Source organism: Streptomyces sp. NPDC049627 (assembly GCF_044465645.1).
Classification (GTDB): Bacteria; Actinomycetota; Actinomycetes; order Streptomycetales; family Streptomycetaceae; genus Streptomyces.
Window position 1 is genome coordinate 82,167 of sequence record NZ_JBITLW010000019.1, and the last position, 24,042, is coordinate 106,208.

Here is a 24,042-nt window from a genome sequence, read left to right on the forward strand (position 1 = left end):
CGGAGCGTTCAACGGCTCAGCCGACGCCGAAACTGACGCAGTCGTCCTGCGCGCCGCGCCCGACCGAGAGGTGGGCACCTTCGACGTCGAGGCTCGCGCTTCCGTCCGCGCAGAGCCTGCCCTGCACGTCCTGGGCCGAAGCCGGGCCGCTGCCGAGCAGGACGGTGGTGAAGACCGCCACGACGGACAGGGTGACGATGGTCAGCCGGTGCCGCAGGTAGGGCATGGGAGCCTCGCTTCATTGCTGTGCGGATGGGGCCGTGACTGAACGCTCTCCGGGCGGCACGGACGGGAAACGGCGCGCGGAAGCACGGCAGGTAGTGCGGCCGGGCACCTGGGCGGCTCGGGCCGCACGGCTCATCACGATCCGGTCTCGGGATGTGGTTGAGGGCTTGATTAACTCCCGTGTAATCGATTCCAATCCTCCGTACACGTCGGTGTAATCGATTCCACGCGTATCGATCACACGACCGATCGAACGACCCACAAGGAGGTGGAGCGGCGATGGCGAGCATCAAGGACGTCGCTGCCGAGGCGGGTGTCTCCGTCGCCACGGTCTCGCGCGTCCTGAACGACCATCCGTCGGTCAGCTCCGAGGCACGCGCGCGCGTGCTGGCCGCCGTCGAGACCCTGGGCTACCGCCCGAACGCCGTCGCCCGCTCCCTGCGCACCGACCAGACCCACACCCTCGGCCTGGTCATCAGCGACGTGCTGAACCCGTACTTCACCGAACTGGCCCGCTCCGTCGAGGAGGAGGCCCGCGCGCTCGGCTACAGCGTCATCATCGGCAACGCCGACGAACGGCCCGACCTCCAGGACCACCACGTACGGAACCTGCTGGACCGCCGTATCGACGGCCTGCTGGTCTCCCCCACCGACGGCGGCTCGCCGCTGATGCTGGACGCCGCGCGCGCGGGGACGCCGATGGTCTTCGTGGACCGGTGGATCCCGGGCGTGGACGTGCCGGTGGTGCGGTCGGACGGGCGGGCCGCCGTACGGGATCTCGTCGCGCATCTGCACGGGCTGGGGCATCGCAGGCTCGCCATCATCGCGGGCCCCGCGGCCACCACGACCGGACGGGAGCGTGTCGAGGCCTTCCGGGAGGCGCTCGGCGCGTACGGCCTCGAACTCCCCGACGCCTACATAGGACAGGGCGACTTCCAGGCCGACAGCGGGCGGCGGGTCACCGACGGGTTCCTGGACCTGCCCGAGCCGCCCGAGGTCGTCTTCGCGGCCGACAACCTGATGGCGCTCGGCGCGCTGGACGCCGTACGCGCGCGTGGGCTGCGCGTGCCGGACGACATCGCGCTGGCCGCGTTCGACGACATCCGGTGGTTCGTGCACACCGACCCGCCGATCACCGCGATCGCCCAGCCGACCGGCGAACTGGGCCGGGCCGCCGTACGGGCCCTGGTCGACCGCATCGAGGGACGGCCCGGCGAGTCCGTCACCCTCCCCGCCCATCTCGTCGTACGCCGCTCCTGCGGCGAGCACCCCGTAACGAACAGGAGCCAGTCGTGAGCAACCAGGACGAGTTGCTGCGCATCGAGGGCATACGCAAGACCTTCCCGGGCGTGGTCGCGCTGGACGGCGTCGACTTCGATCTGCGCCGGGGCGAGGTGCATGTGCTGCTCGGTGAGAACGGCGCGGGCAAGAGCACGCTCATCAAGATGCTCTCCGGTGCCTACACGCCCGACGCCGGGCGGATCCTGGTCGGCGGCAAGGAGACGCGCATCCACGGTGCGCAGGACTCCGAGCGCCTCGGGATCGCCACCATCTACCAGGAGTTCAACCTGGTTCCCGATCTGACGGTCGCGGAGAACATCTTCCTGGGCCGCCAGCCGCGCCGCTTCGGGATGATCGACCGCAAGAGGATGGAGGCCGACGCCGAAGTCCTGCTGCAGCGGGTCGGCGTCGACGTCTCTCCACGCGCGCGTGTCCGCGAACTCGGCATCGCCCGCCTGCAGATGGTCGAGATCGCCAAGGCGCTCAGCCTGGACGCCCGTGTGCTGATCATGGACGAGCCGACGGCCGTGCTGACCTCCGAGGAGGTCGACAGGCTGTTCGCGATCGTGCGCAAGCTGCGCGAGGACGGCGTCGGGATCGTCTTCATCACGCATCACCTGGAGGAGATCGCCGCCCTGGGAGACCGGGTGACCGTGATCCGCGACGGCAGGAGCGTCGGGCAGGTCCCGGCGTCCACGCCCGAGGACGAGCTCGTACGGCTGATGGTGGGGCGCTCCATCGAGCAGCAGTACCCGCGCGAACGGGCCGACAGGGGCGCCGCGTTGCTGTCCGTCGAGGGCCTGACCAGGGACGGCGTCTTCCACGACGTGAGCTTCCAGGTGCACGCCGGTGAGGTGGTCGGCATCGCGGGGCTGGTCGGCGCCGGGCGGACCGAGGTCGTGCGGGCGGTCTTCGGGGCCGATCCGTACGACAAGGGCACCGTGAAGGTCGACGGCAGCTCGGTCGCCAAGTACGACGTCAACGCGGCGATGACCGCGGGCATCGGCCTCATCCCCGAGGACCGCAAGGGCCAGGGCCTGGTGCTGGACGCCTCCGTCGAGGAGAACCTGGGCCTGGTGACGCTGCGCTCGGCCACGCGCGCGGGGCTCGTCGACCTCAAGGGGCAGCGCGAGGCCGCCGCGCGGATCGCCGGGCAGCTGGGCGTGCGGATGGCGGGCCTCGGACAGCACGTGCGCACGCTCTCCGGCGGCAACCAGCAGAAGGTCGTCATCGGCAAGTGGCTGCTCGCCGACACCAAGGTGCTCATCCTCGACGAGCCGACGCGCGGCATCGACGTCGGCGCCAAGGTCGAGATCTACCAGCTCATCAATGAACTCACCGCCCAGGGCGCCGCCGTGCTCATGATCTCCAGCGATCTGCCGGAGGTCCTCGGCATGAGCGACCGCGTCCTGGTGATGGCGCAGGGCCGGATCGCGGGCGAACTCGCGGCCGACGAGGCCACCCAGGACGCCGTGATGGCGCTCGCCGTCAGCGCTCCCACCCCACACAAGACCGGAACCACGACCGGAACCACGACCGGAACGGAGGCCTCCCGTGGCCACTGACACGCTCAAGAGCACGACGGGCGCGCCTGACGCCTCGGGCGGCCTGCGCCGCATCCTGCTCGACAACGGCGCGCTCACCGCGCTCATCGTCCTCGTCGTCGCGATGTCGGCGCTGTCCGGCGACTTCCTGACGACCGACAACCTCCTCAACGTCGGCGTCCAGGCGGCCGTGACCGCCATCCTCGCCTTCGGCGTCACCTTCGTCATCGTCTCGGCGGGCATCGACCTGTCGGTCGGCTCGGTCGCCGCCCTGTCGGCCACCGTCCTCGCCTGGAGCGCCACGTCGGAAGGCGTCCCGGTCGTCCTCGCCGTACTCCTGGCCGTCGCGACCGGCATAGCGTGCGGCCTGGTCAACGGCTTTTTGATCTCGTACGGCAAACTCCCGCCGTTCATCGCGACGCTGGCCATGCTGTCGGTCGCGCGCGGTCTGTCCCTGGTGATCTCCCAGGGCTCCCCCATCGCCCTCCCCGACTCGGTCTCGCACCTCGGCGACACCCTCGGCGGCTGGCTGCCGGTGCCCGTGCTGGTCATGGTCGGTATGGGGCTCATCACGGCGTTCGTGCTGGGGCGGACGTACATCGGCCGCTCGATGTACGCGATCGGCGGCAACGAGGAGGCGGCCCGCCTCTCCGGTCTGCGGGTGAGGAAGCAGAAGCTCGCCATCTACGCGTTCTCCGGTCTGTTCGCCGCCGCCGCGGGCATCGTGCTCGCCGCCCGGCTGTCCTCCGCGCAGCCGCAGGCCGCGCAGGGCTACGAGCTCGACGCCATCGCGGCGGTCGTCATCGGCGGCGCCTCCCTCGCGGGCGGCACCGGAAAGGCCTCCGGCACGCTGATCGGCGCGCTGATCCTCGCGGTGCTCAGGAACGGCCTCAACCTCCTGTCGGTGTCGGCCTTCTGGCAGCAGGTCGTCATCGGCGTCGTCATCGCGCTGGCGGTACTGCTGGACACGGTGCGGCGCAAGGCTGGGGCGACCCCCGCGCCGGCGGGTGCCGGTGCGCCCGGCAACCGGGGCAGGCAGGCGGCGACGTACGTCCTCGCGGCCGTCGTCGCGGCGGCGATCGTCGGTGCCACGTCCCTGCTGCACAGCGGCTCGTCCTCGGCGACGACGCGGAAGGTCGGCCTGTCGCTGTCGACCCTCAACAACCCGTTCTTCGTGCAGATCCGGGCGGGCGCCGAGGCCGAGGCGAAGAAGCTCGGCGTCGACCTGACCGTCACGGACGCGCAGAACGACGCGTCGCAGCAGGCCAACCAGCTGCAGAACTTCACCTCCGAGGGCGTCGGTTCGATCATCGTGAACCCGGTGGACTCGGACGCGGCGGGCCCGTCGGTCCGCGCGGCCAACAAGGCCGGCATCCCGGTCGTCGGCGTCGACCGAGGCGTCAACGAGGCCGACACGGCGGCGCTGGTGGCCTCCGACAACATCGAGGGCGGCAAGCTGGGCGCCCGGGCGCTCGCCGAGAAGCTGGGCGGCAAGGGCACCATCGTGATCCTGCAGGGCCAGGCCGGCACGTCCGCCAGCCGTGAGCGCGGCGCGGGCTTCGCGGAGGGCCTGAAGGCCTACCCGGGCATCAAGGTCGTCGCCAAGCAGCCGGCCGACTTCGACCGCACCAAGGGCCTCGACGTCATGACCAACCTCCTCCAGGCCCACCCCGACATCGACGGCGTCTTCGCCGAGAACGACGAGATGGCGCTCGGCGCGATCAAGGCGCTCGGCTCGAAGGCCGGCAAGTCGGTCCAGGTCGTCGGATTCGACGGCACCCCGGACGGCCTGAAGGCGGTCGAGGCGGGGACTCTGTACGCGTCCGTCGCGCAACAGCCCAGGCAGCTCGGGCGGATCGCGGTGGACAACGCGGTGCGGGCGGCCGAGGGCAAGAAGGTCGAGGAGACCGTCAAGGTGCCGGTGAAGGTGGTCACGAAGGAGAACGTGGCCGGCTTCGGCGGCTGACATCGGCGGAACGGCGAACAGGCGGGCGGCCGTTGCAGGAGCATGGGGCCGCCCGCCGCACGCCGGCACGGGGACTATCAGGGGAGCAATCTCATGTACGACTACGACCTGCTGGTCGTAGGGTCGGCCAACGCCGACCTGGTGATCGGTGTCGAGCGCCGGCCGGGCGCCGGCGAGACCGTGCTCGGCTCCGATCTGGCCGTCCACCCGGGCGGCAAGGGCGCGAACCAGGCGGTCGCGGCCGCCCGGCTCGGGTCCCGTACGGTCCTGCTGGCCCGCGTCGGCGACGACGCGTACGGCCGGCTGCTGCTCGACTCGCAGCGGGCGGCCGGCGTCGACACGGTGGGCGTCCTGGTCGGCGGCGCGCCGACCGGCGTCGCGCTGATCACGGTGGACCCGTCCGGGGACAACAGCATCGTGGTGTCGCCGGGGGCCAACGGCAGGCTCACTCCGCAGGACGTACGGGCCGCCGCGAGCCTCTTCCAGGCGTCGCGGGTGGTCTCCGCCCAGCTGGAGATCCCGCTGGAGACGGTCGTGGAGGTCGTACGGAATCTGGCGGAGGGCAGCCGTTTCGTCCTCAATCCCTCCCCGCCCCGCCCGCTGCCGACCGAGGTGCTGGCGGCCTGCGACCCGCTGATCGTGAACGAGCACGAGGCGAAGGTGATCCTCGGCGACTCCGCGGTGGGCGAGACGCCGGAGGACTGGGCGCGGATCCTGCTGGCCAAGGGGCCCCGCTCGGTGGTGGTGACCCTGGGCTCGGAGGGGGCGCTGGTGGCCTCCTCGGCGGGGGTGACGCGGGTTCCGTCCGTGAAGGTGGACGCGGTGGACACGACGGGCGCGGGCGACGCGTTCACGGCGGCGCTGGCCTGGAAGCTCGGCACGGGTTCGTCCCTGACGGAGGCGGCGGCGTACGCGGCCCGGGTCGGGGCGGCTGCGGTCACGAAGGAGGGCGCGCAGGAGTCCTTCCCCACCGCGGCGGAGGTCGAGGCGCCGTGAAGAAGGCCGGAATCCTGAACCGTCACCTCTCCGGCGCCCTGGCGGAACTGGGCCACGGCGACGGCGTGCTGGTGTGCGACGCGGGCATGCCGATACCGGACGGTCCCCGGGTCGTGGACCTGGCCTTCCGGGCCGGGGTGCCGTCCTTCGCCGTGGTGCTGGACGGTCTGCTGGCCGAGCTGGTGGTCGAGGGCGCGACGGCGGCGAAGGAGATGCGGGACGCCAATCCGGCGGTGGCCGCGCTGCTGGAGGGTGAGTTTCCCGAGCTGGAGCTGGTCACGCACGAGCGGCTGAAGGAGCTGTCGGCCGGGGCGCGGCTGGTGGTGCGGACCGGGGAGGCACGGCCGTACGCGAATGTGCTGCTGCGCTGCGGGGTCTTCTTCTGACCCGCTGACGCCCGCCCTGCCGACCCTTGACCCGCTGAACGTTTCGAGGGGCCCGGTCCGTCGACCGAGCCCCTCGCGTTCCCCTCCCGTCAGAACCCCCGCGATCCCCCCAGATCCCCCTCCAAGAGTCCTGATGCCAAGTACGACCCGCGAGGTGGGGGAAGGGTTGCACGGTCTCCGCGGATTTTTTTCCCGGCGCATCTCGGCGTATCTCGGCGTGCCGAGCAATCAGGGCAGACGTAGCGTTTCAGACATGTCAGAGGTAGACGAGAACCCCCTCACGTCCCTGCAGGACGATGTACTGGACGAGCTCGGCGACGACCGGGTCGGGGAGATCGCCGGACTGCTGGGCACGGACGAGGCGGGCGCCCGGCAGATGGTCGGTACGACGGTGGCCGCGCTGTCCGGCGAGGCCGAGGCCGTCGCGACACCGCACGACGCCCCGCTCACGGGCGTGGCCACGGTGGGCGGCTTCGCGACGGGCGGCCTCATGGCCGGGGTGCTGGCCGAGGAGGCCGCGTCGGTGGCGCAGGCGGTGGCCGGGAGGACGGGGCTGCCGCCGGACGCGGTGTCCCGGGTCGTGGCGATGGTGATTCCGGCGGAGCTGGCGGTGCTCACCAAACGGGCGGCGGGCAAATGATCAGCGAGACAGGGGCGCCTCGGGCGACATAGCCCCGGGGAGCCCTGCGCCGGCTCGGTGTCCGAGGATGCCGCTCGAACAGGCACTCAAGCCGATGGCGCGCTCTCCCTGGGCCCCCCGGACGACCCCCGGACCATCAGCTCCCCCCGAATCGTCGCGATCCCCCCGGGCGGCGGCTCCTCCCGCCCCATGGCGATCCGCCCGGCCCGTGCCCCCGCCTCCGCCAACGGCAACCGCACCGTCGTCAAAGAGGGCACCGCATCAATGCTGAACGGAAGGTCGTCGAAGCCCGCCACCGACACGTCGTCCGGGATCCGCAGCCCGGAATCCCGCAGCGCCGCGCACGCCCCCAGCGCGACGGAGTCGTTCGCGGCGACCACGGCCGTCAGCGACGGGTCCCGGCGCAGCAGCTCCAGCGTCGCCTCGTAACCGGACTGCCGGTCGTAGCGCCCGTGGACCGTCCAGCGCGGGTCCTCCTGTATGCCGTGCGCCTGCAGCGCGGCCCGGTGGCCCTCCAGCCGGTGCCGGGTCGTCGTGCGCTCTTCGGGGCCCGCGATGTAGCCGAGCCGCCGGTGGCCCAGGCCGATCAGGTGCTCGGTCAGTTCGCGCCCGCCGCCGCGGTTGTCGAAGGTCAGCGCGATGGCGCCGGTGTCCGGCGCAGGCGGCCGCCCGCACAGCACGACCCGCGTCCCGGCGTCCGCCAGCTTCCGCAGCTTCGCCGCGACCGCCGCCGCGTGCGGCTCGTCCTCGACGGCGCCGCCGGTCAGCACGACCGCCGCCGCGCGCTGCCGCTGCAGCAGGGTCAGGTACGTCAGCTCGCGCTCCGGGGTGCCGCCCGTGTTGCAGACCACCGCGAGCCGCTCGCCGCCCGCGCGGCCGCCCGGCCCGCCGATCTCGGACTGGATCGCGCTCGCCATGATCCCGAAGAAGGGGTCGGCGATGTCGTTGACCAGGATGCCGACCAGATCGGACGTCGCCGCGGCCAGCGAACTCGCGGGGCCGTTGAGTACGTAGTCCAGCTCGTCCACCGCCCGCAGCACCCGCTCCCGGGTGGTGGCGGCCACGGGGTAGTTCCCGTTCAGCACGCGCGACACCGTCGCGGGGGAGACCTGGGCGCGGGCCGCCACGTCCGCCAGGGTCACCGTCATCTCGTCGTCCTCCGGTCGCGCATCTCGTCGTACCACCGCATACGTGCTCGTAGACAGGCCGTCCGCGGCCCGTGGTTCCGAATGTGTCGAGCAGACCTTACGGCGAGAAACCCCCGTTGTTCGTCCCCTCGAACAACTCAACCTCGTCACGGTCTTGTCCAGACCGCTGCTCAGAGGCTAGCTTCTTATCTCATAGAAAGCGCTTGCTGCGACGCTCACCAGTGCACGACAGGGCGATACGCGGCGCAGACCCCGCGTACGAAGGGAACGACGTGACACGCAAGACGGTGCGTATCGCCATGAACGGTGTGACGGGGCGCATGGGCTACCGCCAGCACCTGGTCCGCTCCATCCTGGCCCTCCGTGAACAGGGCGGCCTCGACCTGGGCGACGGCACCGTGCTGTGGCCGGAGCCGATCCTGGTCGGCCGCCGCGAGCACGCCCTGAAGGCGCTCGCCGAGCAGCACGGCCTGGACCCGCAGAACATCTCGACCGACCTCGACGCGGTGCTCGCCGACCCGACCGTCGACATCTACTTCGACGCCCAGGTGACCTCGGCCCGCGAGGAGGCGATCAAGAAGGCGATCGCGGCGGGCAAGCACATCTACACGGAGAAGCCGACCGCGACCGGCCTGGAAGGCGCCCTGGAGCTGGCTCGTCTGGCGGGCGAAGCCGGCATCAAGCACGGCGTCGTCCAGGACAAGCTCTTCCTCCCCGGCCTGCTGAAGCTGAAGCGGCTCATCGACGGGGGCTTCTTCGGCCGCATCCTGTCCATCCGCGGCGAGTTCGGCTACTGGGTCTTCGAGGGCGACTGGCAGACCGCGCAGCGCCCGTCCTGGAATTACCGCGCCGAGGACGGGGGTGGCATCGTTGTCGACATGTTCCCGCACTGGGAGTACGTGCTGCACGAGCTGTTCGGCCGCGTGAAGTCCGTCCAGGCCATCGCCACCACCCACATCCCGCAGCGTTGGGACGAGAACGGCAAGCCCTACGACGCCACGGCCGACGACGCCGCCTACGGCATCTTCGAGCTGGACGGCGGCGCGATCGCCCAGATCAACTCGTCGTGGGCCGTGCGCGTCAACCGCGACGAGCTGGTGGAGTTCCAGGTCGACGGCACGGAGGGCTCGGCGGTCGCGGGTCTGCGCAACTGCCGCGTCCAGCACCGCAGCGCCACCCCCAAGCCGGTCTGGAACCCCGACATCCCCGCCACCGAGGTCTTCCGCGACCAGTGGCAGGAGGTCCCGGACAACGCCGAGTTCGACAACGGCTTCAAGGCCCAGTGGGAGCTGTTCCTCAAGCACGTCTACGCCGACGCCCCCTACCACTGGGACCTCCTCGCCGGCGCTCGCGGCGTCCAGCTCGCCGAGCTGGGCCTGAAGTCCTCGGCCGAGGGCCGCCGTATCGACGTACCGGAGATCTCGCTGTGACCATCCGACTCCCTGACTTCAAGGGCGGGTCGAGGGCGTACGAGCCCCGCCAGGAGCCCCTCGCCCTCAACCCGGGCGCGCCCTTCGCGTCCCGTACGGTCCTCTCGGCGGCGCACGTCGTCGCCGACCCGTTCGCCGACACCACCCCCGACTCGCCCGCCGCCGTCGACTGGGACGCCACCCTCGCCTTCCGCCGCCACCTGTGGTCGCACGGGCTGGGTGTCGCCGAGGCGATGGACACCGCCCAGCGCGGGATGGGGCTCGACTGGGCGGGCGCGGCGGAGCTGATCCGGCGCAGCGCCGCCGAGGCCAAGTCGGTCGGCGGTCTGATCGCCTGCGGCGTCGGCACCGACCAGCTGACCGGCCCGGCGACCCTGGACGAGGTCCGGGCGGCCTACGAGGAGCAGCTCGCCCTCGTGGAGGAGTCCGGAGCGCAGGCCATCCTGATGGCGTCCCGGGCGCTCGCGGCCGCCGCCAAGGGTCCCGAGGACTACCTGGAGGTCTACGGCCACCTCCTGCGCCAGGCCGCCGAGCCGGTGATCCTGCACTGGCTCGGCCCGATGTTCGACCCGGCGCTGGAGGGCTACTGGGGGTCGAGCGACCTCGACACGGCCACGGACACCTTCCTGGAGGTCATCGCCGCGCACCCCGACAAGGTGGACGGCATCAAGGTCTCGCTGCTGGAGGCTCAGCGCGAGATCGACATCCGCCGCCGCCTCCCGCAGGGCGTGCGCTGCTACACCGGCGACGACTTCAACTACCCCGAGCTGATCGCGGGCGACGAGCAGGGCTTCAGCCACGCGCTGCTCGGCATCTTCGACCCGCTGGGGCCGCTGGCGGCGGAGGCCGTCCGGGTGCTCGACACCGGGAATGTCGCCGGGTTCCGCGAACTGCTCGACCCGACCGTCGAGTTGTCCCGCCACCTCTTCCAGGCACCCACCCGCTTCTACAAGACGGGTGTGGTCTTCCTGGCCTGGCTGGCCGGTCACCAGTCGCACTTCACCATGGTCGGCGGCCTGCAGTCGGCCCGCTCCCTCCCGCACTTCGCCCGTGCCTACGAACTCGCCGACGGACTGGGCCTGTTCCCCGACCCGAAGCTGGCTCAGGAGCGGATGAAGAACCTGCTCGCCCTGTACGGAGTGGCCCAGTGAGCACCGGACTCGAACGCTTCTCCATCAACCAGATGACGGTGAAGCAGCTGTCGCTGCCCGAACTGGTCGACGGCTGCGCCCGGTTGGGCATCGGGAACGTCGGCCTGTGGCGCGAGCCCGTCCAGTCGTACGGCCTGGAGGCGACGGCCAAGCTGGTCCGTGACGCCGGACTGACGGTCACCACACTGTGCCGGGGCGGCTTCTTCACGGCGATCGACCCGCAGGAGCGGGCCGCGGCGCTGGACGACAACCGGAGGGCGGTCGACGAGGCGGCGACGCTGGGAACGGACGTCCTGGTACTGGTGTCCGGCGGTCTGCCCGTCGGCTCCAAGGACCTGCACGGCGCGCGGGAGCGGATCGCCGAGGCGCTGGGCGAGCTGGGCCCGTACGCCGAGGAGCGCGGTGTGAAGCTGGCCATCGAGCCGCTGCACCCGATGTACGCCGCCGACCGCTGCGTGGTGTCGACGCTGGCCCAGGCCCTGGACCTCGCGGAGCGCTTCCCCGCCCGGCAGGTCGGCGTCACCGTGGACACGTACCACATCTGGTGGGACGACACGGCGCCGGAGCAGATCGCCCGGGCGGGCGCTTCGGGCCGTATCCACACCTTCCAGCTCGCCGACTGGACGACCCCCTTGCCCCAGGGCGTGCTCACCGGGCGCGGCCAGATCGGGGACGGGGCGATCGACATGCGGGAATGGCTCGGGTACGTGGAGGCGGCCGGGTACGCGGGGGCCGTCGAAGTCGAGTTGTTCAACGACGGGTTGTGGGCCCGGGACGGGCGGGAGGTGCTGGCGGAGACGGCGCGGCGGTTCGTGGAGCACGTGATGCGGTGAAGCGCCGCGACGCCTTCCGTGGCCTTACGGGTAGTACGGGGTGTACGTGATCGAGGAGACCTTCAGGTACCTCGCGCCGTCTCCCGTGGCCCATGTCGAGTCGTTGGGGTTGCCCGGCCAGTCGCCGCCGACGGCGGTGTTCACGATGAAGCGCATCCCGACACCCGGTGGAGTGGTGTACCACTTGGTGCCGGTGATGGTGCCGTCCACGGCGAAGTCGATGTGATCGGGCCACCAGGTGAACGAGTACCTGTGGTACGTGTTGGTCCAGCCCGCAGAGTTCGTCTTCGAGAACTGGGTCTGGGCGTTGTTCATGTCGTGGGAGGTCTGGTAGACGGTGTTCGGGTTCTGGCCGACGATTTCGGCGGCGTCGAACTCGGGCAGCCACGGATTCAGGTAGGCCGCCCATACCGCGGGCAGGAGGCCCTGGCCGTTGGGCATGTTCGCGGTGAAGCTGTAGGTGCCGTAGCCGTAGAGCGCCTTGGACTCCACGCGGCCCGAGTAGTACGTGCTGCCCGACTTGTAGGTCTTGATGACGAGGGTGTTGCCCTCGTACCAGACGCAGGCGGGGGTGTAGGTCTCCAGCTCGTTGTTGGCGGTCCACCGTCCGCTGATGGTGTTCCACGAGTTGACGGCCTGCGGGGCTCCCCAGGACGCCGCGTGGGCTCGCGGCTGTCCCAGGAGAAGCAGTGACAGCGCCGTGAGGGTGACAACCATCAGGCGTCCCGGCCTGAGAAGTGCAGATGACATCGCGGTTCCATTGCTCGGACGACGTGGGGGTGGGAGCGGTCCCACGCTCCCTTATCGCCGGACTGTAGGAGTCCGTTCAATGTTTGACAAGATGCGCGGCGCGCTTCGTTTCCTGGCTTCCGGAGTTGAAGACACCCGGGTGTTTCAGGTGAGGCCCTGGTCGCCGCGCTCGCCGTCCCCGGCGGCCCGCGCCGCCGCCTCCACCCGCTCCCGGTGCGCCGCCCACCACTCCGCGTCGCCCGGCGCCATGTTGCCGTCCCCCGCGCGCAACCCCGCAGCCCCGTCGATGAGTTCGCGCACGATGTCCGCGTGGCCGGCGTGCCGGTGGGTTTCGCCGATCATGTGGGCGAGGACGCGGTGGAGCGTGATCTCGATCGGAGGATCCCCGGGTATTCGGCCGACCGCGTCCAGGGGCAGCGCCTCGATCGTCGCGTCCGCGTGGGCGCAGACCCTGCGATAGTCGGCGACCAGGCGCTCACGCGTCTCGTCGGCGGTCGCCCACAGGTCGGCGTTCGGCTCGGCGGCGTCACCGGTGATCCAGAGCGGAGGCGCCGGGCAGGGGCGGCCGAAGGTGTCACCGAAGTAGAACGCCTCCGCCCCGGTCAGATGCTTGACCAGGCCGAGCAGGTTGGTGCCGGTGGGGGTCATCGGGCGGCGGACGTCGTATTCCGAGAGGCCGTCGAGCTTCCAGAGGAGGGCGTCGCGGGCGTCCTGTAGGCAGCGGCGGAGGTCTTCCCTGGGATCGGTGGCGGTCATCGGGGCAGTCTGCCAGGTGCGTGATCTTGGGCGACAAGTCTTTGCCGTAGGCGCGTCCTCTACCGAATCCGTGATTCCGCACATAGGACTCCCCCACCGATGAGTTTCCGGACGCGTCCCGGTCTCTCATGCCGACCTCACCCGAGCGAGCAACAGGAGCCCTCTCATGCGCATCGTCATCACCGAGTTCATCAGCCTCGACGGCGTCGTCCAGGCCCCCGGCGGCCCCGAGGAGGACACCGACGGCGGCTTCGCGCACGGGGGCTGGTCGCACCCGTACTTCGACGAGGAGGTGCTCGGCCCGGCGTTCGGCGAAGGGCTGGAGAAGGCCGAGGCGCTGCTGTACGGGCGCCGGACCTACCTGACCATGGCGGGGGCCTGGCCCGAGCGCGCCGGCGATCCGTTCGCCGACCGGCTGAACTCCCTCAAGAAGTACGTCGTGACAGACACGCTCACCGACGCCGAGCTGACCTGGAACAACACCACCCGCATCCCCGGCGGCGAGGCCGTCGCCCGGATCCGTGAGCTGCGCGAGAGCGAGGGCGGCGACCTGGCGATGATGGGCAGCGCCACCCTCGTCCGCACGCTCATCCAGGAAGGGCTGGTCGACGAACTGCAACTCGTCGTCATGCCGGTGCTGCTGGGCGGCGGCAAGTCGATCTTCCCGGCGGACGGCGGGAAGCGGCCGTTCGAGCTCGTGTCCACGGTCGCCGGGAAGACCGGCGTGCAGGTGTGCGTCTACCGGCCGGCCGCCGAAGGGTAGCCGCGGGGGCGCGGGCGTTCTAGGCTCGACCTACGACATCTCTGACTGAGTCAAGCATCCGGGGGTCGACACTCATGACCGTCCAGGACATCCGCGCCTTCAACCGCTTCTACACGAACGTCATCGGCGCCCTCGACTACAGCCGCCACCTCTACGCCCCGTACACCCTCACCGAGGCCCGCGTCCTGTACGAGCTCGCGCACTCCCCGCGGACCGACGCGGCCGACCTGCGGGCCGAACTCTCCCTGGACGCGGGGTATCTGAGCCGGATCCTGAACAAGTTCGAGCAGGACGGCCTCATCGAGCGCACCACCTCCCGGCACGACCCGCGCCGCCGGCGCGTCACGCTCACCGCGCACGGCCGGGAGACCGGCAAGCTGCTGGAGGAACGGTCGAACGACACGGTCGGCTCCCTGCTGTCGACGGTGCCGGCGGCCGAACGGCCGCGCCTCGCCGAGGCCATGGCGACCGTGCGCACGATCCTGTCCCACGGCCGCCCTCCCCGCCGCGAGGACGTGCTGCTGCGCGAGCCCGGCCCCGGCGACCTCGGCTGGATCGTGCAGCGCAACGCCGCCCTGTACGCCGCCGAGTACGGCTGGAACGCCGACTACGAGGGGCTGGTGGCGAGGATCGTCGCGGACTTCGCCGAGGACCATGATCCGCACCTGGAGCGGGTGTGGATCGCCGAGCTGGACGGACGTCCGGCGGGCTGCGTGATGTGCGTACGGGACGAGGCACCGGGCACGGCCCGGCTGCGCCTCCTCCTCGTCGAGCCGGACGCCCGCGGCCTCGGCATCGGCGACCGGCTGGTCGGCGCGGTCGTCGACTTCGCGCGCGGCGTCGGCTACCGCGACCTCGTCCTGTGGACCAACGACGTCCTGGCCGCCGCCCGCCGTATCTACCGGCGCCATGGTTTCGTCCTCGTCGCCGAGAAGCCCCACCGCTCCTTCGGCAAGGACCTGACCGGGCAGGACTGGCGCCTGGATCTGCAGGGCACAGCGGAGTGACGACGTCCTGATCGCCGGGCGTCCGTGCCCGGCCGGATGGGCGTGCTCCGCCTTACCTGGCAAGGTGGAAGGCATGAAACTGGCGTTCTCCACCCTCGGCGTCCCCGGTCTCCCCCTCCCCGACGTGCTGCGGCTCGCGACCGCGCACGGGTATCACGGTGTCGAGTTGCGCGCGCACCCGGAGGAACCGGTGCATCCGGGCCTGGATGCCGGCCAACGGGCCGACGTGGCAGCCGAGTTCAAGGCCGCCGGCATCGAGCTCCTGGGGGTCGCCGGGTACGCCCGGGCCGCCGCGCCCGGCGACGACGGCCCTGTGATCGAGGAGATCCGCACCCTCCTCGACCTCGCCCACGACCTCGGCGCCGGCTTTGTCCGCGTCTTCCCCGGCGCCGACCCCGAGCAGAGCCGGCAGTCCGCGGACGCGATCGCCGCGCGGCGCCTGGGCACGGCCGCGGAGTACGCCGCCGACCTCGGCGTACGGATCCTGCTGGAGACCCACGACTCGCACCGCACCGGCGCCGAGGCGATCCGTGTCCTCGGCCTGGTCGGCCACCGCCACGTCGGGTCGCTGTGGGACGTCATGCACACCTGGCTGGGCGGCGAACAGCCCTCGGAGAGCTACGCCGCCCTCGCCCCGTACCTCGGCTATGTCCAGGTCAAGGACATCGCCTCCGCCGACGACACGACCCCGTTGCCGCTCGGCGCCGGGGTGCTGCCGCTGGCCGAGTGCGTCGAGGTGCTCTCCCGGCACGGCTGGGACGGCTGGCTGTGCTGGGAGTACGAGAAGCGCTGGTACGAGGCTGCCGCCGCGCTGCCCGACCTGCTCGGCGCGGGCCGGGAGCATCTGGGGCGGCTGCTGAACGAGTCGGCGTAGGCGCCGGCTTGCGGAGGCCGCTGCCCGTGGCGGCTGCCGGAGGTCATGCGCTGCCGCGGGTCATGCGCTGCCGCAGGTAATTCGGTGGCCCGGCACGACGGGCGCCGGATAGCGTCCCGCCTCGTGCCCGATTCCGCCCCGCGCCCCGCCATGCCGTCATGAGTCTCGCCCGTACGCTGATCGACGTACGGCCACTGCGTACCTCGCCCGCCTTCCGGCGGCTGCTGATCGGGCGGACGGTGTCCCTGCTCGGCGGCTTCATGACGCTGGTGACCGTCATGTACCAGGTCTGGGACCTGACCCACAGCACGGTCTGGAGCGGTGCGGTCGGTCTCGCGCAGGTGGTGCCCATCGTGGGCGTGGGCCTGTTCGCCGGGGCCTGGGTGGACCGGGGTGACCGGCGGCGGATCTTCCTGCTCGCCACCGTCGGACAGGCGGTCTGCGCGCTGCTCCTCGCGGTGCAGGGCTTCACCGGAGGTGTGCCGGTGGCCGGGATCCTCGCCCTGGTGGCGGCCGGCTCCTGCTTCGGCGCGGTCGGCGGCCCGGCGGCGGGGGTGTTCGTGCCGCGGCTGCTGCCGAAGGAGCAGGTGGCGGCCGGACTGGCCCTCAACCACGCCACCGCCCAGGCGATGATGCTCGTCGGCCCCGCGCTGGGCGGGGTGCTCCTCGGCTGGTTCGGTATCGGCGTCTGCTATCTGCTGGACGCCCTGAGTTTCGGTCTCGCCTTCTACGGCGCCTTCGGCCTGCCCGGGCTGCCGCCCGAGGGCGAGCCGTCGCGGGCCGGACTGCACGGCGTTCTGGACGGGGTGCGTTTCCTGGCCGGCCACCGGGTGGTGCGCGGCGTGCTCATCACCGACCTCGCCGCCACGGTCCTCGCCATGCCGGTCAGCCTCTTTCCTCTGGTCAACGCCGAGCGCTTCGGCGGCGACCCGCGCACCCTCGGCCTGTTCCTGTCGGCCCTCGCGGTGGGCGGTGTAGCGGCGACGGCCCTGTCGGGTTCGGTCACCCGCCTGGGCCGACCCGGTCTGGTGATGCTGTGCGGGTCGGCGACGTGGGGCGCGGCGCTGGCGCTGTTCGGCCTGATGACCGACCCGTGGGTGGGGCTCGGGCTGCTGGTGGTGGCGGGTGCCGCCGATGCGCTGGCGGTCGTCTCGCGCGGGACTGTCGTCCAGACCCGTACGCCGGACGCCCTGCTCGGCCGGGTGACGGCCGCCGAGCAGATCGTCGGCCAGGGCGGCCCGCACCTCGGCAATCTGCGCGGCGGCCTCGTCGCGGGCTGGTCGTCCGGTGCGACCGCCCTCGTCACGGGCGGGCTGCTGTGCGTGCTGGCGGTGGCCTACGTCGGCACGAGCACGCCGGAGCTGCGGGGCGGCGCGGCTACGCCGGACGGGGAGTGAGCTTCGCGGCGGCGTCCAGGCACCAGTCCAGTACGGCGGGCCAGAGGCCGTAACCGGCGCCCGTCCCCGGCCCCACGGGGTCGTCGGGGTCGGGCAGCTGTGGGTAGGTGACCTGGTGGCGGAGGTCGGTGAGGCGGTCGGCGAGCCAGTGCTGCCAGTGGTCCTTGGGGCGGTGGTTCTGCACCGGTCCTTTGTCTCTTTCGCCCCCGCCGCCCCTACCCGTCCCATCCTCGAAGGGGCTCCGCCCCTTCAACCCCGCAAGGGGGCTGCCGCCCCCTGGACCCCCGCTTCGGCCCCGAAGGGCCTCGTCCTCAAACGCCGGACGGGCTGAAAGACGCGGACCGGCGTCCAAAGCAGAGCCGGTCACCGCCGCCGTATGCGAGCCCCTCGCGGCGGTGGTCAGGGAGTGGGCGGTGGCTTCGGTAGGAAGTGGGCCACCCGTTGCTCCAGACGCCCCCGGCACTCCGGCCACTCCCCCGCCGTGATGGAGAAGATCGCGGAGTCGCGCAGCCGCCCCTCCTCACCGACCACCTTCGACCGGGACCAGTTCCGCAACACGCCCTCGAAGCGGGCGCCCACACTCTCGATGGCCGCGCGGGAACGCTGGTTGCGGGCGTCCGTCTTCAAGTCCACCCGGGACACGCCCCAGACCTCGAAGGCGTGCCGAAACAACAGCAACTTGGCCTCGGCGTTGATGCCCGTGCCCTGCGCCGACTTCGCGAGCCAGGTGTGGCCGACCTCGACGGCGGACACCTCGTCCTCCGACAGCCACGACCTGGGTTCGCAGTAGGCCGTGGTGCCGACCGCACGCCCGGAGGCCGTCGCCACCTGCGCATACGGGGCAACCTCGCCCTCCGCCGCCCGGGCGAGCTGCAAGTCGATGTAGGCGCCGACCTCATGGGCCCTCGGCACCCATGTGAACGCGTAGGTCCCGCGGTCCTCCTCCGCCGCCACCGCCAGATCGGCGGCGTGCCGGTGTTCCAGCGGTTCCAGACGCACCAGCGCGCCCTGGAGAACCGGCCCCTCCGGCTTGAAACTCACCCGTCGACCCCCGTCACTCGTCACAACCGCGCCCGCAGCGCCCCGAACTCCTCGTGGAAACCGGGGAAAGTCTTCCGTACGCACCCCGGGTCGTCGAACGAAATGCCGGGCACCCGCAGGCCGGTCACCGCGAACGACATCACGATGCGGTGGTCACCGTAGGACTTGATCTGCGCCCCGCTCGCGGCGGGCGCACCCGGGTGGATCTCGATCCAGTCCGGGCCCGTCGCCACCTCCACCCCCAGCCGCCGCAGGTTCTCCGCACATGCCTCCAGCCGGTCGCACTCCTTGACCCGGGTGTTCGCCACGTCCTCGATCCGCACCGGCCCGGAGGCGAACGGCGCGATGGCCGCGAGCGTCGGCATGGTGTCGGAGATGTCCCGCATGGTGACCGTGAGGCCGCGCAGTTCGCCGGTGCCGCGGACCGTCGTGCCGTCCGCGCCGCTCTCGACTTCCGCGCCCATCCGCCGCAGGACGTCGACAAAGCCCAGGTCGCCCTGGAGGGCGCCCTCGCCCAGGCCCGGGACCGTCACCTCGCCGCCCGTGAGGGCGGCCGCGGCGAAGAAGTAGCTCGCGGTCGACGCGTCGGGCTCGATCTCGTAGGTCGTCGCCCGGTAGCCGCCCGGCGGGACGACGAAGGCGTTCCCCTCGCGCCGTACCTCCGCCCCGAACGCCCGCATCATCGCGATCGTGATCTCGACGTACGGCACCGAGACCAGGTCGGTCACCGTGATCCGCAGGCCCTTGCGGGTCAGCGGGCCGAGCAGCAGCAGGGCGGTGAGGTACTGCGAGGACTGGCCCGCGTCCAGCGTGACCTCGCCGCCCTCGACGCCGGCCGCGACGACCGTCAGCGGATGGTGGCCCGCCTTCTCCTCGTGCCGCAGGTCCACGCCCAGGTCGCGCAGGGCCGAGCTCAGCGGCCCCAGGGGGCGGCGGCGCATCTGGGGCGAGGCGTCGAAGCGGTAGGTCCCGTGGCCGGTCGCGGCCAGCGTCGGCAGGAAGCGGGCCGTCGTCGCGCCGTCGCGGCAGTAGACGTCCGCCTCCGCGACCGCGGGGCCCTGCGGGCGGCCGTCGACCTGCCAGGTGTCCGGAGTCCGGCCCACCCGGTAGCCGAGCCGGGTCAGCCCCTCGGCGAAGCCCTCCGTGTCGTCGGAGCGCAGTGGCCGTACGAGGGTGGTGACACCGTCGGCCGCGGCCGCCAGGAAGAGGGCGCGGGCGGTGATGGACTTGGAACCGGGGATGTCGACTGCGGGCATGGCCTCATGATCGCCCGGGCGGCGGCCGGGGTGCCGGGGCGTCCACGGGATGGACCCGCACCGGACACACGCCGGAAAACCGCACCGGACACGTGCCGGAAGCCGCGCTCATCGCCCACCATCCGTCACGTCGGCCACCGGCGCCCCGACTTCGCCGATTCCGGCCGTCCCCGGGAACCCCGCCCCACCCCCGCTCGTCCAACCCGCAAGCTGCCGGAGAGTCACCGTGGTGCGGTGTCGGCCCTCGCTGCTGGCTGCGATCGCTGACCACCCTCTCCGCCGTGCCGCGGCCGGCAGCACGCCGTCATCGGCGCGCCCCCCTCCAACTGCGCCGATGGCGGCCCCTCCGCGAAAGCCCCTGCCGTGTGCGCGCTCCCTTGACCGGCAGAAACTTCCCGGATATTGAGTCCCTCACGGAAGTTTCCTTCAGCCGATCTCCAGCGGATCACTCCGGAAGGAGCGCACGTGCCCTCCAGACGTACCGTCCTCGCCGCCACCGCAGGCGTCACCGCAGCTCTGGCCATCGGCACCACTGCAAGCGCCGGCACCCCCGGCGACAAGAAACTCCGCTCCCTCATCTCCCGTATGACCCTGGAGGAGAAGGTCGGCCAGCTCTTCGTCATGCGGGTCTACGGCCACTCCGCCACCGCCCCCGACCAGGCCGACATCGACGCCAATCTCAAGGAGATCGGCGTCCGCACGGCCGCCGAGCTGATCGCCAAGTACCGCGTGGGCGGCATCATCTACTTCACCTGGGCCCACAACACCCGCAGTCCGCACCAGATCGCCGACCTGTCCAACGGCATCCAGCGGGCGTCCCTCACCCAGCCCCGCGGTCTGCCCGTGCTCATCTCCACCGACCAGGAGCACGGCATCGTCTGCCGCGTCGGCAAGCCCGCCACCCTCTTCCCGGGCGCCATGGCCATCGGGGCCGGCGGCTCCCGCGCCGACGCCCGCACGCTCGGCCGCATCGCCGGACAGGAACTCAGGGCGCTCGGCATCCGCCAGAACTACTCCCCCGTGGCCGACGTGAACGTCAACCCGGCCAACCCGGTCATCGGCGTACGCTCCTTCGGCGCCGAACCGGACGCCGTGGCCGGCATGGTCGCCGCCGAGGCGGCCGGATACCAGCGCGCGCGGCAGATCGCGGCCACCGCCAAGCACTTCCCGGGCCACGGCGACACCGCCGTCGACAGCCACTACGGCTTCCCGGTCATCACGCACACCCGCGAGCAGTGGGACGCACTGGACGCGCCGCCCTTCCGGGCCGCCGTCCGGGCCGGCATCGACTCCATCATGACCGCGCACATCATGGTCCCGGCGCTCGACGACTCCGGCGACCCGGCCACCCTCTCCCACCCGATCCTCAGCGGCATCCTGCGCGAGGAACTGGGCTACGACGGGGTCGTCGTCACCGACTCGCTCGGCATGGAGGGCGTACGCACCAAGTACGGCGACGACCGCGTCCCCGTCCTCGCCCTCAAGGCCGGCGTGGACCAGCTCCTCAATCCGCCGTCCCTGGACATCGCCTGGAACGCGGTCCTCAGGGCCGTCCGGAGCGGCGAGCTGACCGAGGCGCGGCTGGACGAGTCGATCCTGCGGATCCTGCGGCTGAAGGCGAAGCTGCGGCTGTTCGACGAGCCGTACGTCAGCCAGGACGGGGTCGAGAAGAACGTCGGCACCGCGTCTCACCTCGCCACCGCCGACCGCATCGCCGACCGTACGACGACCCTGCTGGTCAACGAGGGGCCGGTGCTTCCGCTGTCCCGCCGTACCCATCCCAAGGTGCTGGTCGTCGGCGCCGACCCGGCCTCCCCGTCCGGCACCACGGGACCGCCGACCGGCGTGCTCGCCGCCGCCCTCACCGAGCTGGGCTTCACGGCGAGCGCCCTGTCGACCGGTACGGCACCCTCCTCCGCGACCATCGCCCGGGCCGTCGCGGCGGCACGGGAGGCGGACGCGGTGGTGGTCGGGACGTACAACGTCACCGCGGGCAGTGCCCAGAGGACGCTGGTCGGGGAGCTCCTCGGGACGGGGCGGCCGGTGGTGGCGGTGGCCATCCGCAACCCCTACGACGTGGCCCAGCTCCCCGCCGTCCCTGCCTGCCTGGCGTCCTACTCCTGGACCGACGTCGAACTGCGCGCGGCCGCCCGGGTGATCGCGGGGCGGGTGGCGCCGCGCGGGAAGCTGCCGGTGCCGGTGCAGCGGGCGGACGATCCGACGCGGGTGCTGTTTCCGGTCGGGCACGGGCTGTCGTACGGGAGCAGGTAGTACAGGAGCAGGTAGTACAAGGGTGTAGCACCATGCGCGTAGCGCGCGTACGCCATATACCTGTCGCACTCCTCCCCAACCGGCGCAAAGGACCCCACATGTCTGGCGTGCGCCCGCCGCCGCGGGTCACGCTGGACCGGGGTAACCCGGGGGGAGTGCGATGCGTGGGAGAAGTGCCGCGGGGGTGGTCTGTGCGTTGCTGGTCCTGCTCAGCGCACTGTTGACGGGGTGCCAGAGTCCGTCGGGGACGGCCGAGGAGGACGGCCGGCTCGGCGAGAGCGAGAGCGGAAGCCGGAGCGCACGGGAGGTGACGCCGACCCAACCCGTCGGCTACGGCGCGGTCTTCCTCGGCGTCGACGAGTGCAGTTCCTTCGGTACGACGAGTTTCACCGAGGTGCCCTGCGGCGGTGAGCGGGCGGCGGCGCGGGTCGTGGCGCGGCACGACGGCACGGTGGGCGACGGGCCGCTGTGTCCCGGGACCACGGACTTCGTCCTGCACATCAGCGAACAGAGCCGTACGTCCGACGAGGACGGCGACGGCGCGATCCCGCAGGGATACGCCTGCATGCGCAACCTCACCCCGCCCCACCCGGGCGACCCCGGCGGCGGAGGCGGCCCCCGCACCATCGTCGGCGACTGCGTCTACAGCTCCGGCGACGGCCAGGTCCGCGAGACGGCGTGCGACGGCACGGGCAGGCGCGAGCCGCAGTACAAGGTGGCGAAGGCCGTCGACGGGCGAGCCGAGTGCCCGCTGTCGACGGCCCTGTACGTCCAACTGGGCGGCGAGAAGCCGGTGGGCTGCGCCCGGCCGGTGTGACGGCGCACAACGGCCGGGCGCGGCAGGGGACTTACGGACGCAGCGTGGGCTCCCGCTCCACGTCGCGCACGTCCAGCTTCGCGTCGTACTTCGCCAGCGGCTTCGCCCGGGCCACGGCGGTGGCCGGGACGCCCGCCCAGTCGAGGATGCGGGCCGTGGCGAGGGCCTTCTCGTCGTCGACGAGTCCGGCCACGCGGGCGCCGTGGTTGGCGCCGGGGGCGGTGAAGACGTACGAGTCCTGCGTGCCCTTGCCCAGGCGGAACGGCTCGGCGCCCCACGGGTCGTTCTGTCCGTAGACGTAGAGCATGTGGCGGGCGTTGTGCTTCACCCAGGTGTCCACGTCGCGCATGGCCCACGGCTGGAACTTCGTCGGGATGTCACGCGGGACGAAGTTGCGCGGGGGCTGGTAGCCGTAGCGGATGTACTGCTTCTCGATGTGCGGGAAGCGGATCGTGGGCGCGCCGAGCTGTGTGGCGGCCTGGTAGTAGTACGGCGTGTACGGCTCCAGGCCCTGGTCCGTGTAGTTGGCGAAGCCGGAGATCGTCTCGATGGACGTCCAGATCTGGTCGTCCGTCGCGGTCTTCGCGTCCGGCGGGATCAGCGTGCCGTCACCGCAGTTCTCCAGCAGGTTGTACTGCCAGAAGCCCCAGACGTAGTCCAGGACGACCGCCTCGTACGCCCGGTCCAGGCTGCCGATGGTGTGGAAGGTGTAGTCGTTCTCGGCGGCGTACGCCTCGTACTTCTTCTCCAGGGGCTCCCGGCGCACCAGCGCCTCCCGCTGTACGGCGTTCAGCCGGTCGCGGCACTCCTTGGTGCCGACGCCCGCGAAGAAGCGGTCGTAGGCGGAGTCCTCGTGGTTCACCACGTCGTTGGGGGCGACGTAGGCGACGACACCGTCCATGTCCCTCGGGTAGAAGCGCTCGTAGTAGGTGGCGGTCATGCCGCCCTTCGAGCCGCCCGTGGAGAGCCAGTTCTCGGGGTAGATCGCCTTCAGCGCCTTGAAGATGCGGTGCTGGTCGCTGGCCGCCTGCCAGATGTCCAGCTTGGTCCAGTCGGCCGGGTCGGGCCGGGAGGGCGTGAAGAAGCGGTACTCCATGGAGATCTGGTTGCCGTCCACGATCTGGGTCGGCTCGCGGCGGCTCGGTGTCGTGGAGACGTTGTAGCCGCTGGTGTAGAAGACCGTCGGCCGGCTGACGTCCTTGTGCAGCACGGTGATCCGCTGCTGGAACGTGCCCTTGGCCGGGTTCCGGTGGTCGACCGGCTGGGTGTAGTCGAGCACGAAGAAGCGGTAGCCGGTGTACGGCTTCTCCTCGATGAGGCTCATCCCCGGTATGGAGAGCAGGTCTTCCTTGATGTCGGTGGCGGCCTGCGGCCCGGCGGCGGTGGCCGCTCCTGCCGTGCCCGCCGTTCCCGCCGTGCCCAGCGTGCCGATCAGCACGGTGAGCGCCAGCAGCCATCTGAGCGCTTTGCGCATGCACCCTCCCCTGTGAGTCAGATGTGCGTGCGGAAG

Annotated in this window: 22 protein-coding genes and 1 pseudogene; 15 read left to right on the forward strand and 8 right to left on the reverse strand. The window is 71.5% G+C overall.

The window, feature by feature from the left end:
* Positions 1-16: 16 nt before the first annotated feature.
* Positions 17-226 (reverse strand): hypothetical protein, encoded by a 210-nt coding sequence (locus ACIBU0_RS39625; protein WP_398828520.1) that lies wholly within the window; start codon positions 224-226, stop codon positions 17-19.
* A gap of 278 nt (positions 227-504) precedes the next feature.
* Here ACIBU0_RS39625 and ACIBU0_RS39630 point away from each other — a divergent pair, with 278 nt between their 5' ends.
* From ACIBU0_RS39630 to ACIBU0_RS39655, 6 genes are all read left to right on the forward strand, one after another.
* Complete coding sequence (locus ACIBU0_RS39630; RefSeq protein WP_398828521.1) at positions 505-1,521, forward strand: LacI family DNA-binding transcriptional regulator; 1,017 nt, start codon at positions 505-507, stop codon at positions 1,519-1,521.
* Positions 1,518-3,071, forward strand: a complete 1,554-nt coding sequence (locus ACIBU0_RS39635; RefSeq protein ID WP_398828523.1) for a sugar ABC transporter ATP-binding protein — start codon at positions 1,518-1,520, stop codon at positions 3,069-3,071. The genes ACIBU0_RS39630 and ACIBU0_RS39635 overlap by 4 nt, the downstream gene beginning before the upstream one ends.
* Positions 3,061-5,016 carry a substrate-binding domain-containing protein gene (locus ACIBU0_RS39640; protein WP_398828525.1) on the forward strand — a complete coding sequence of 652 codons (1,956 nt, stop codon included), beginning with the start codon at positions 3,061-3,063 and terminating at the stop codon, positions 5,014-5,016. The genes ACIBU0_RS39635 and ACIBU0_RS39640 overlap by 11 nt, the downstream gene beginning before the upstream one ends.
* Positions 5,017-5,109: 93 nt before the next feature.
* Positions 5,110-6,012, forward strand: coding sequence for a ribokinase (locus ACIBU0_RS39645; protein ID WP_398828526.1), 903 nt, complete (start codon positions 5,110-5,112; stop codon positions 6,010-6,012).
* Positions 6,009-6,398, forward strand: a complete 390-nt coding sequence (gene rbsD, locus ACIBU0_RS39650; protein ID WP_398828528.1) for a D-ribose pyranase — start codon at positions 6,009-6,011, stop codon at positions 6,396-6,398. Before ACIBU0_RS39645 ends, rbsD begins: the two co-directional genes overlap by 4 nt.
* A 253-nt stretch (positions 6,399-6,651) precedes the next feature.
* Positions 6,652-7,038, forward strand: a complete 387-nt coding sequence (locus ACIBU0_RS39655) for a DUF937 domain-containing protein (RefSeq protein ID WP_398828530.1) — start codon at positions 6,652-6,654, stop codon at positions 7,036-7,038.
* Positions 7,039-7,124: 86 nt separating this feature from the next.
* Here the strand turns inward: ACIBU0_RS39655 and ACIBU0_RS39660 are convergent, their stop codons facing one another.
* Positions 7,125-8,186 (reverse strand): LacI family DNA-binding transcriptional regulator, encoded by a 1,062-nt coding sequence (locus ACIBU0_RS39660; protein ID WP_398828532.1) that lies wholly within the window; start codon positions 8,184-8,186, stop codon positions 7,125-7,127.
* A gap of 272 nt (positions 8,187-8,458) precedes the next feature.
* On the opposite strand from ACIBU0_RS39660, the gene ACIBU0_RS39665 reads away from it, so the two are divergent.
* The 3 genes from ACIBU0_RS39665 to ACIBU0_RS39675 are packed head-to-tail and all read left to right on the forward strand — an operon-like array spanning position 8,459 to position 11,600.
* Complete coding sequence (locus ACIBU0_RS39665; RefSeq protein WP_398828534.1) at positions 8,459-9,616, forward strand: Gfo/Idh/MocA family protein; 1,158 nt, start codon at positions 8,459-8,461, stop codon at positions 9,614-9,616.
* Positions 9,613-10,767, forward strand: coding sequence for a dihydrodipicolinate synthase family protein (locus ACIBU0_RS39670; protein ID WP_398828536.1), 1,155 nt, complete (start codon positions 9,613-9,615; stop codon positions 10,765-10,767). The genes ACIBU0_RS39665 and ACIBU0_RS39670 overlap by 4 nt, the downstream gene beginning before the upstream one ends.
* A 32-nt stretch (positions 10,768-10,799) precedes the next feature.
* Positions 10,800-11,600 carry a sugar phosphate isomerase/epimerase family protein gene (locus tag ACIBU0_RS39675; protein WP_398828712.1) on the forward strand — a complete coding sequence of 267 codons (801 nt, stop codon included), beginning with the start codon at positions 10,800-10,802 and terminating at the stop codon, positions 11,598-11,600.
* Positions 11,601-11,624: 24 nt separating this feature from the next.
* On the opposite strand, the gene ACIBU0_RS39680 is transcribed toward ACIBU0_RS39675, so the two are convergent.
* Both ACIBU0_RS39680 and ACIBU0_RS39685 read right to left on the reverse strand, forming a co-directional pair.
* Positions 11,625-12,317 carry a family 16 glycosylhydrolase gene (locus ACIBU0_RS39680; RefSeq protein WP_398828538.1) on the reverse strand — a complete coding sequence of 231 codons (693 nt, stop codon included), beginning with the start codon at positions 12,315-12,317 and terminating at the stop codon, positions 11,625-11,627.
* A gap of 177 nt (positions 12,318-12,494) precedes the next feature.
* Positions 12,495-13,106 (reverse strand): DinB family protein, encoded by a 612-nt coding sequence (locus ACIBU0_RS39685; protein WP_398828540.1) that lies wholly within the window; start codon positions 13,104-13,106, stop codon positions 12,495-12,497.
* 166 nt (positions 13,107-13,272) lie between these two features.
* Between ACIBU0_RS39685 and ACIBU0_RS39690 the strand changes: the two genes are divergently transcribed.
* From ACIBU0_RS39690 to ACIBU0_RS39705, 4 genes are all read left to right on the forward strand, one after another.
* Positions 13,273-13,869 carry a dihydrofolate reductase family protein gene (locus ACIBU0_RS39690; RefSeq protein ID WP_398828542.1) on the forward strand — a complete coding sequence of 199 codons (597 nt, stop codon included), beginning with the start codon at positions 13,273-13,275 and terminating at the stop codon, positions 13,867-13,869.
* A gap of 74 nt (positions 13,870-13,943) precedes the next feature.
* Positions 13,944-14,876, forward strand: coding sequence for a GNAT family N-acetyltransferase (locus ACIBU0_RS39695; protein WP_398828544.1), 933 nt, complete (start codon positions 13,944-13,946; stop codon positions 14,874-14,876).
* Positions 14,877-14,949: 73 nt separating this feature from the next.
* Complete coding sequence (locus tag ACIBU0_RS39700) at positions 14,950-15,750, forward strand: sugar phosphate isomerase/epimerase family protein (RefSeq protein ID WP_398828546.1); 801 nt, start codon at positions 14,950-14,952, stop codon at positions 15,748-15,750.
* A gap of 158 nt (positions 15,751-15,908) precedes the next feature.
* A complete protein-coding gene (locus ACIBU0_RS39705) occupies positions 15,909-17,147 on the forward strand; it encodes an MFS transporter (RefSeq protein WP_398828548.1) in 1,239 nt (412 codons plus the stop codon).
* Between the two features lie 76 nt (positions 17,148-17,223).
* On the opposite strand, the pseudogene ACIBU0_RS39710 reads toward ACIBU0_RS39705, so the two are convergent.
* From ACIBU0_RS39710 to aroA, 3 genes and pseudogenes are all read right to left on the reverse strand, one after another.
* Positions 17,224-17,331: pseudogene (locus ACIBU0_RS39710) on the reverse strand (hydrolase); the annotation flags it as partial.
* A gap of 215 nt (positions 17,332-17,546) precedes the next feature.
* The gene (locus tag ACIBU0_RS39715) at positions 17,547-18,188 is read right to left on the reverse strand and encodes a GNAT family N-acetyltransferase (RefSeq protein WP_398828551.1); all 642 of its coding nucleotides are present in this window, start codon (positions 18,186-18,188) and stop codon (positions 17,547-17,549) included.
* A 20-nt stretch (positions 18,189-18,208) separates the two neighbouring features.
* Positions 18,209-19,444, reverse strand: a complete 1,236-nt coding sequence (gene aroA / locus ACIBU0_RS39720) for a 3-phosphoshikimate 1-carboxyvinyltransferase (protein WP_398828553.1) — start codon at positions 19,442-19,444, stop codon at positions 18,209-18,211.
* A 465-nt stretch (positions 19,445-19,909) separates the two neighbouring features.
* Between aroA and ACIBU0_RS39725 the strand changes: the two genes are divergently transcribed.
* The gene (locus ACIBU0_RS39725) at positions 19,910-21,715 is read left to right on the forward strand and encodes a glycoside hydrolase family 3 protein (protein ID WP_398828555.1); all 1,806 of its coding nucleotides are present in this window, start codon (positions 19,910-19,912) and stop codon (positions 21,713-21,715) included.
* 160 nt (positions 21,716-21,875) lie between these two features.
* Positions 21,876-22,532, forward strand: a complete 657-nt coding sequence (locus ACIBU0_RS39730) for a hypothetical protein (RefSeq protein WP_398828557.1) — start codon at positions 21,876-21,878, stop codon at positions 22,530-22,532.
* A gap of 31 nt (positions 22,533-22,563) precedes the next feature.
* Here ACIBU0_RS39730 and ACIBU0_RS39735 read toward each other — a convergent pair whose 3' ends face one another.
* Positions 22,564-24,006: an aminopeptidase gene (locus tag ACIBU0_RS39735; protein ID WP_398828559.1), complete on the reverse strand. Its 1,443-nt coding sequence runs from the start codon at positions 24,004-24,006 to the stop codon at positions 22,564-22,566.
* Between the last annotated feature and the right edge of the window lie 36 nt (positions 24,007-24,042).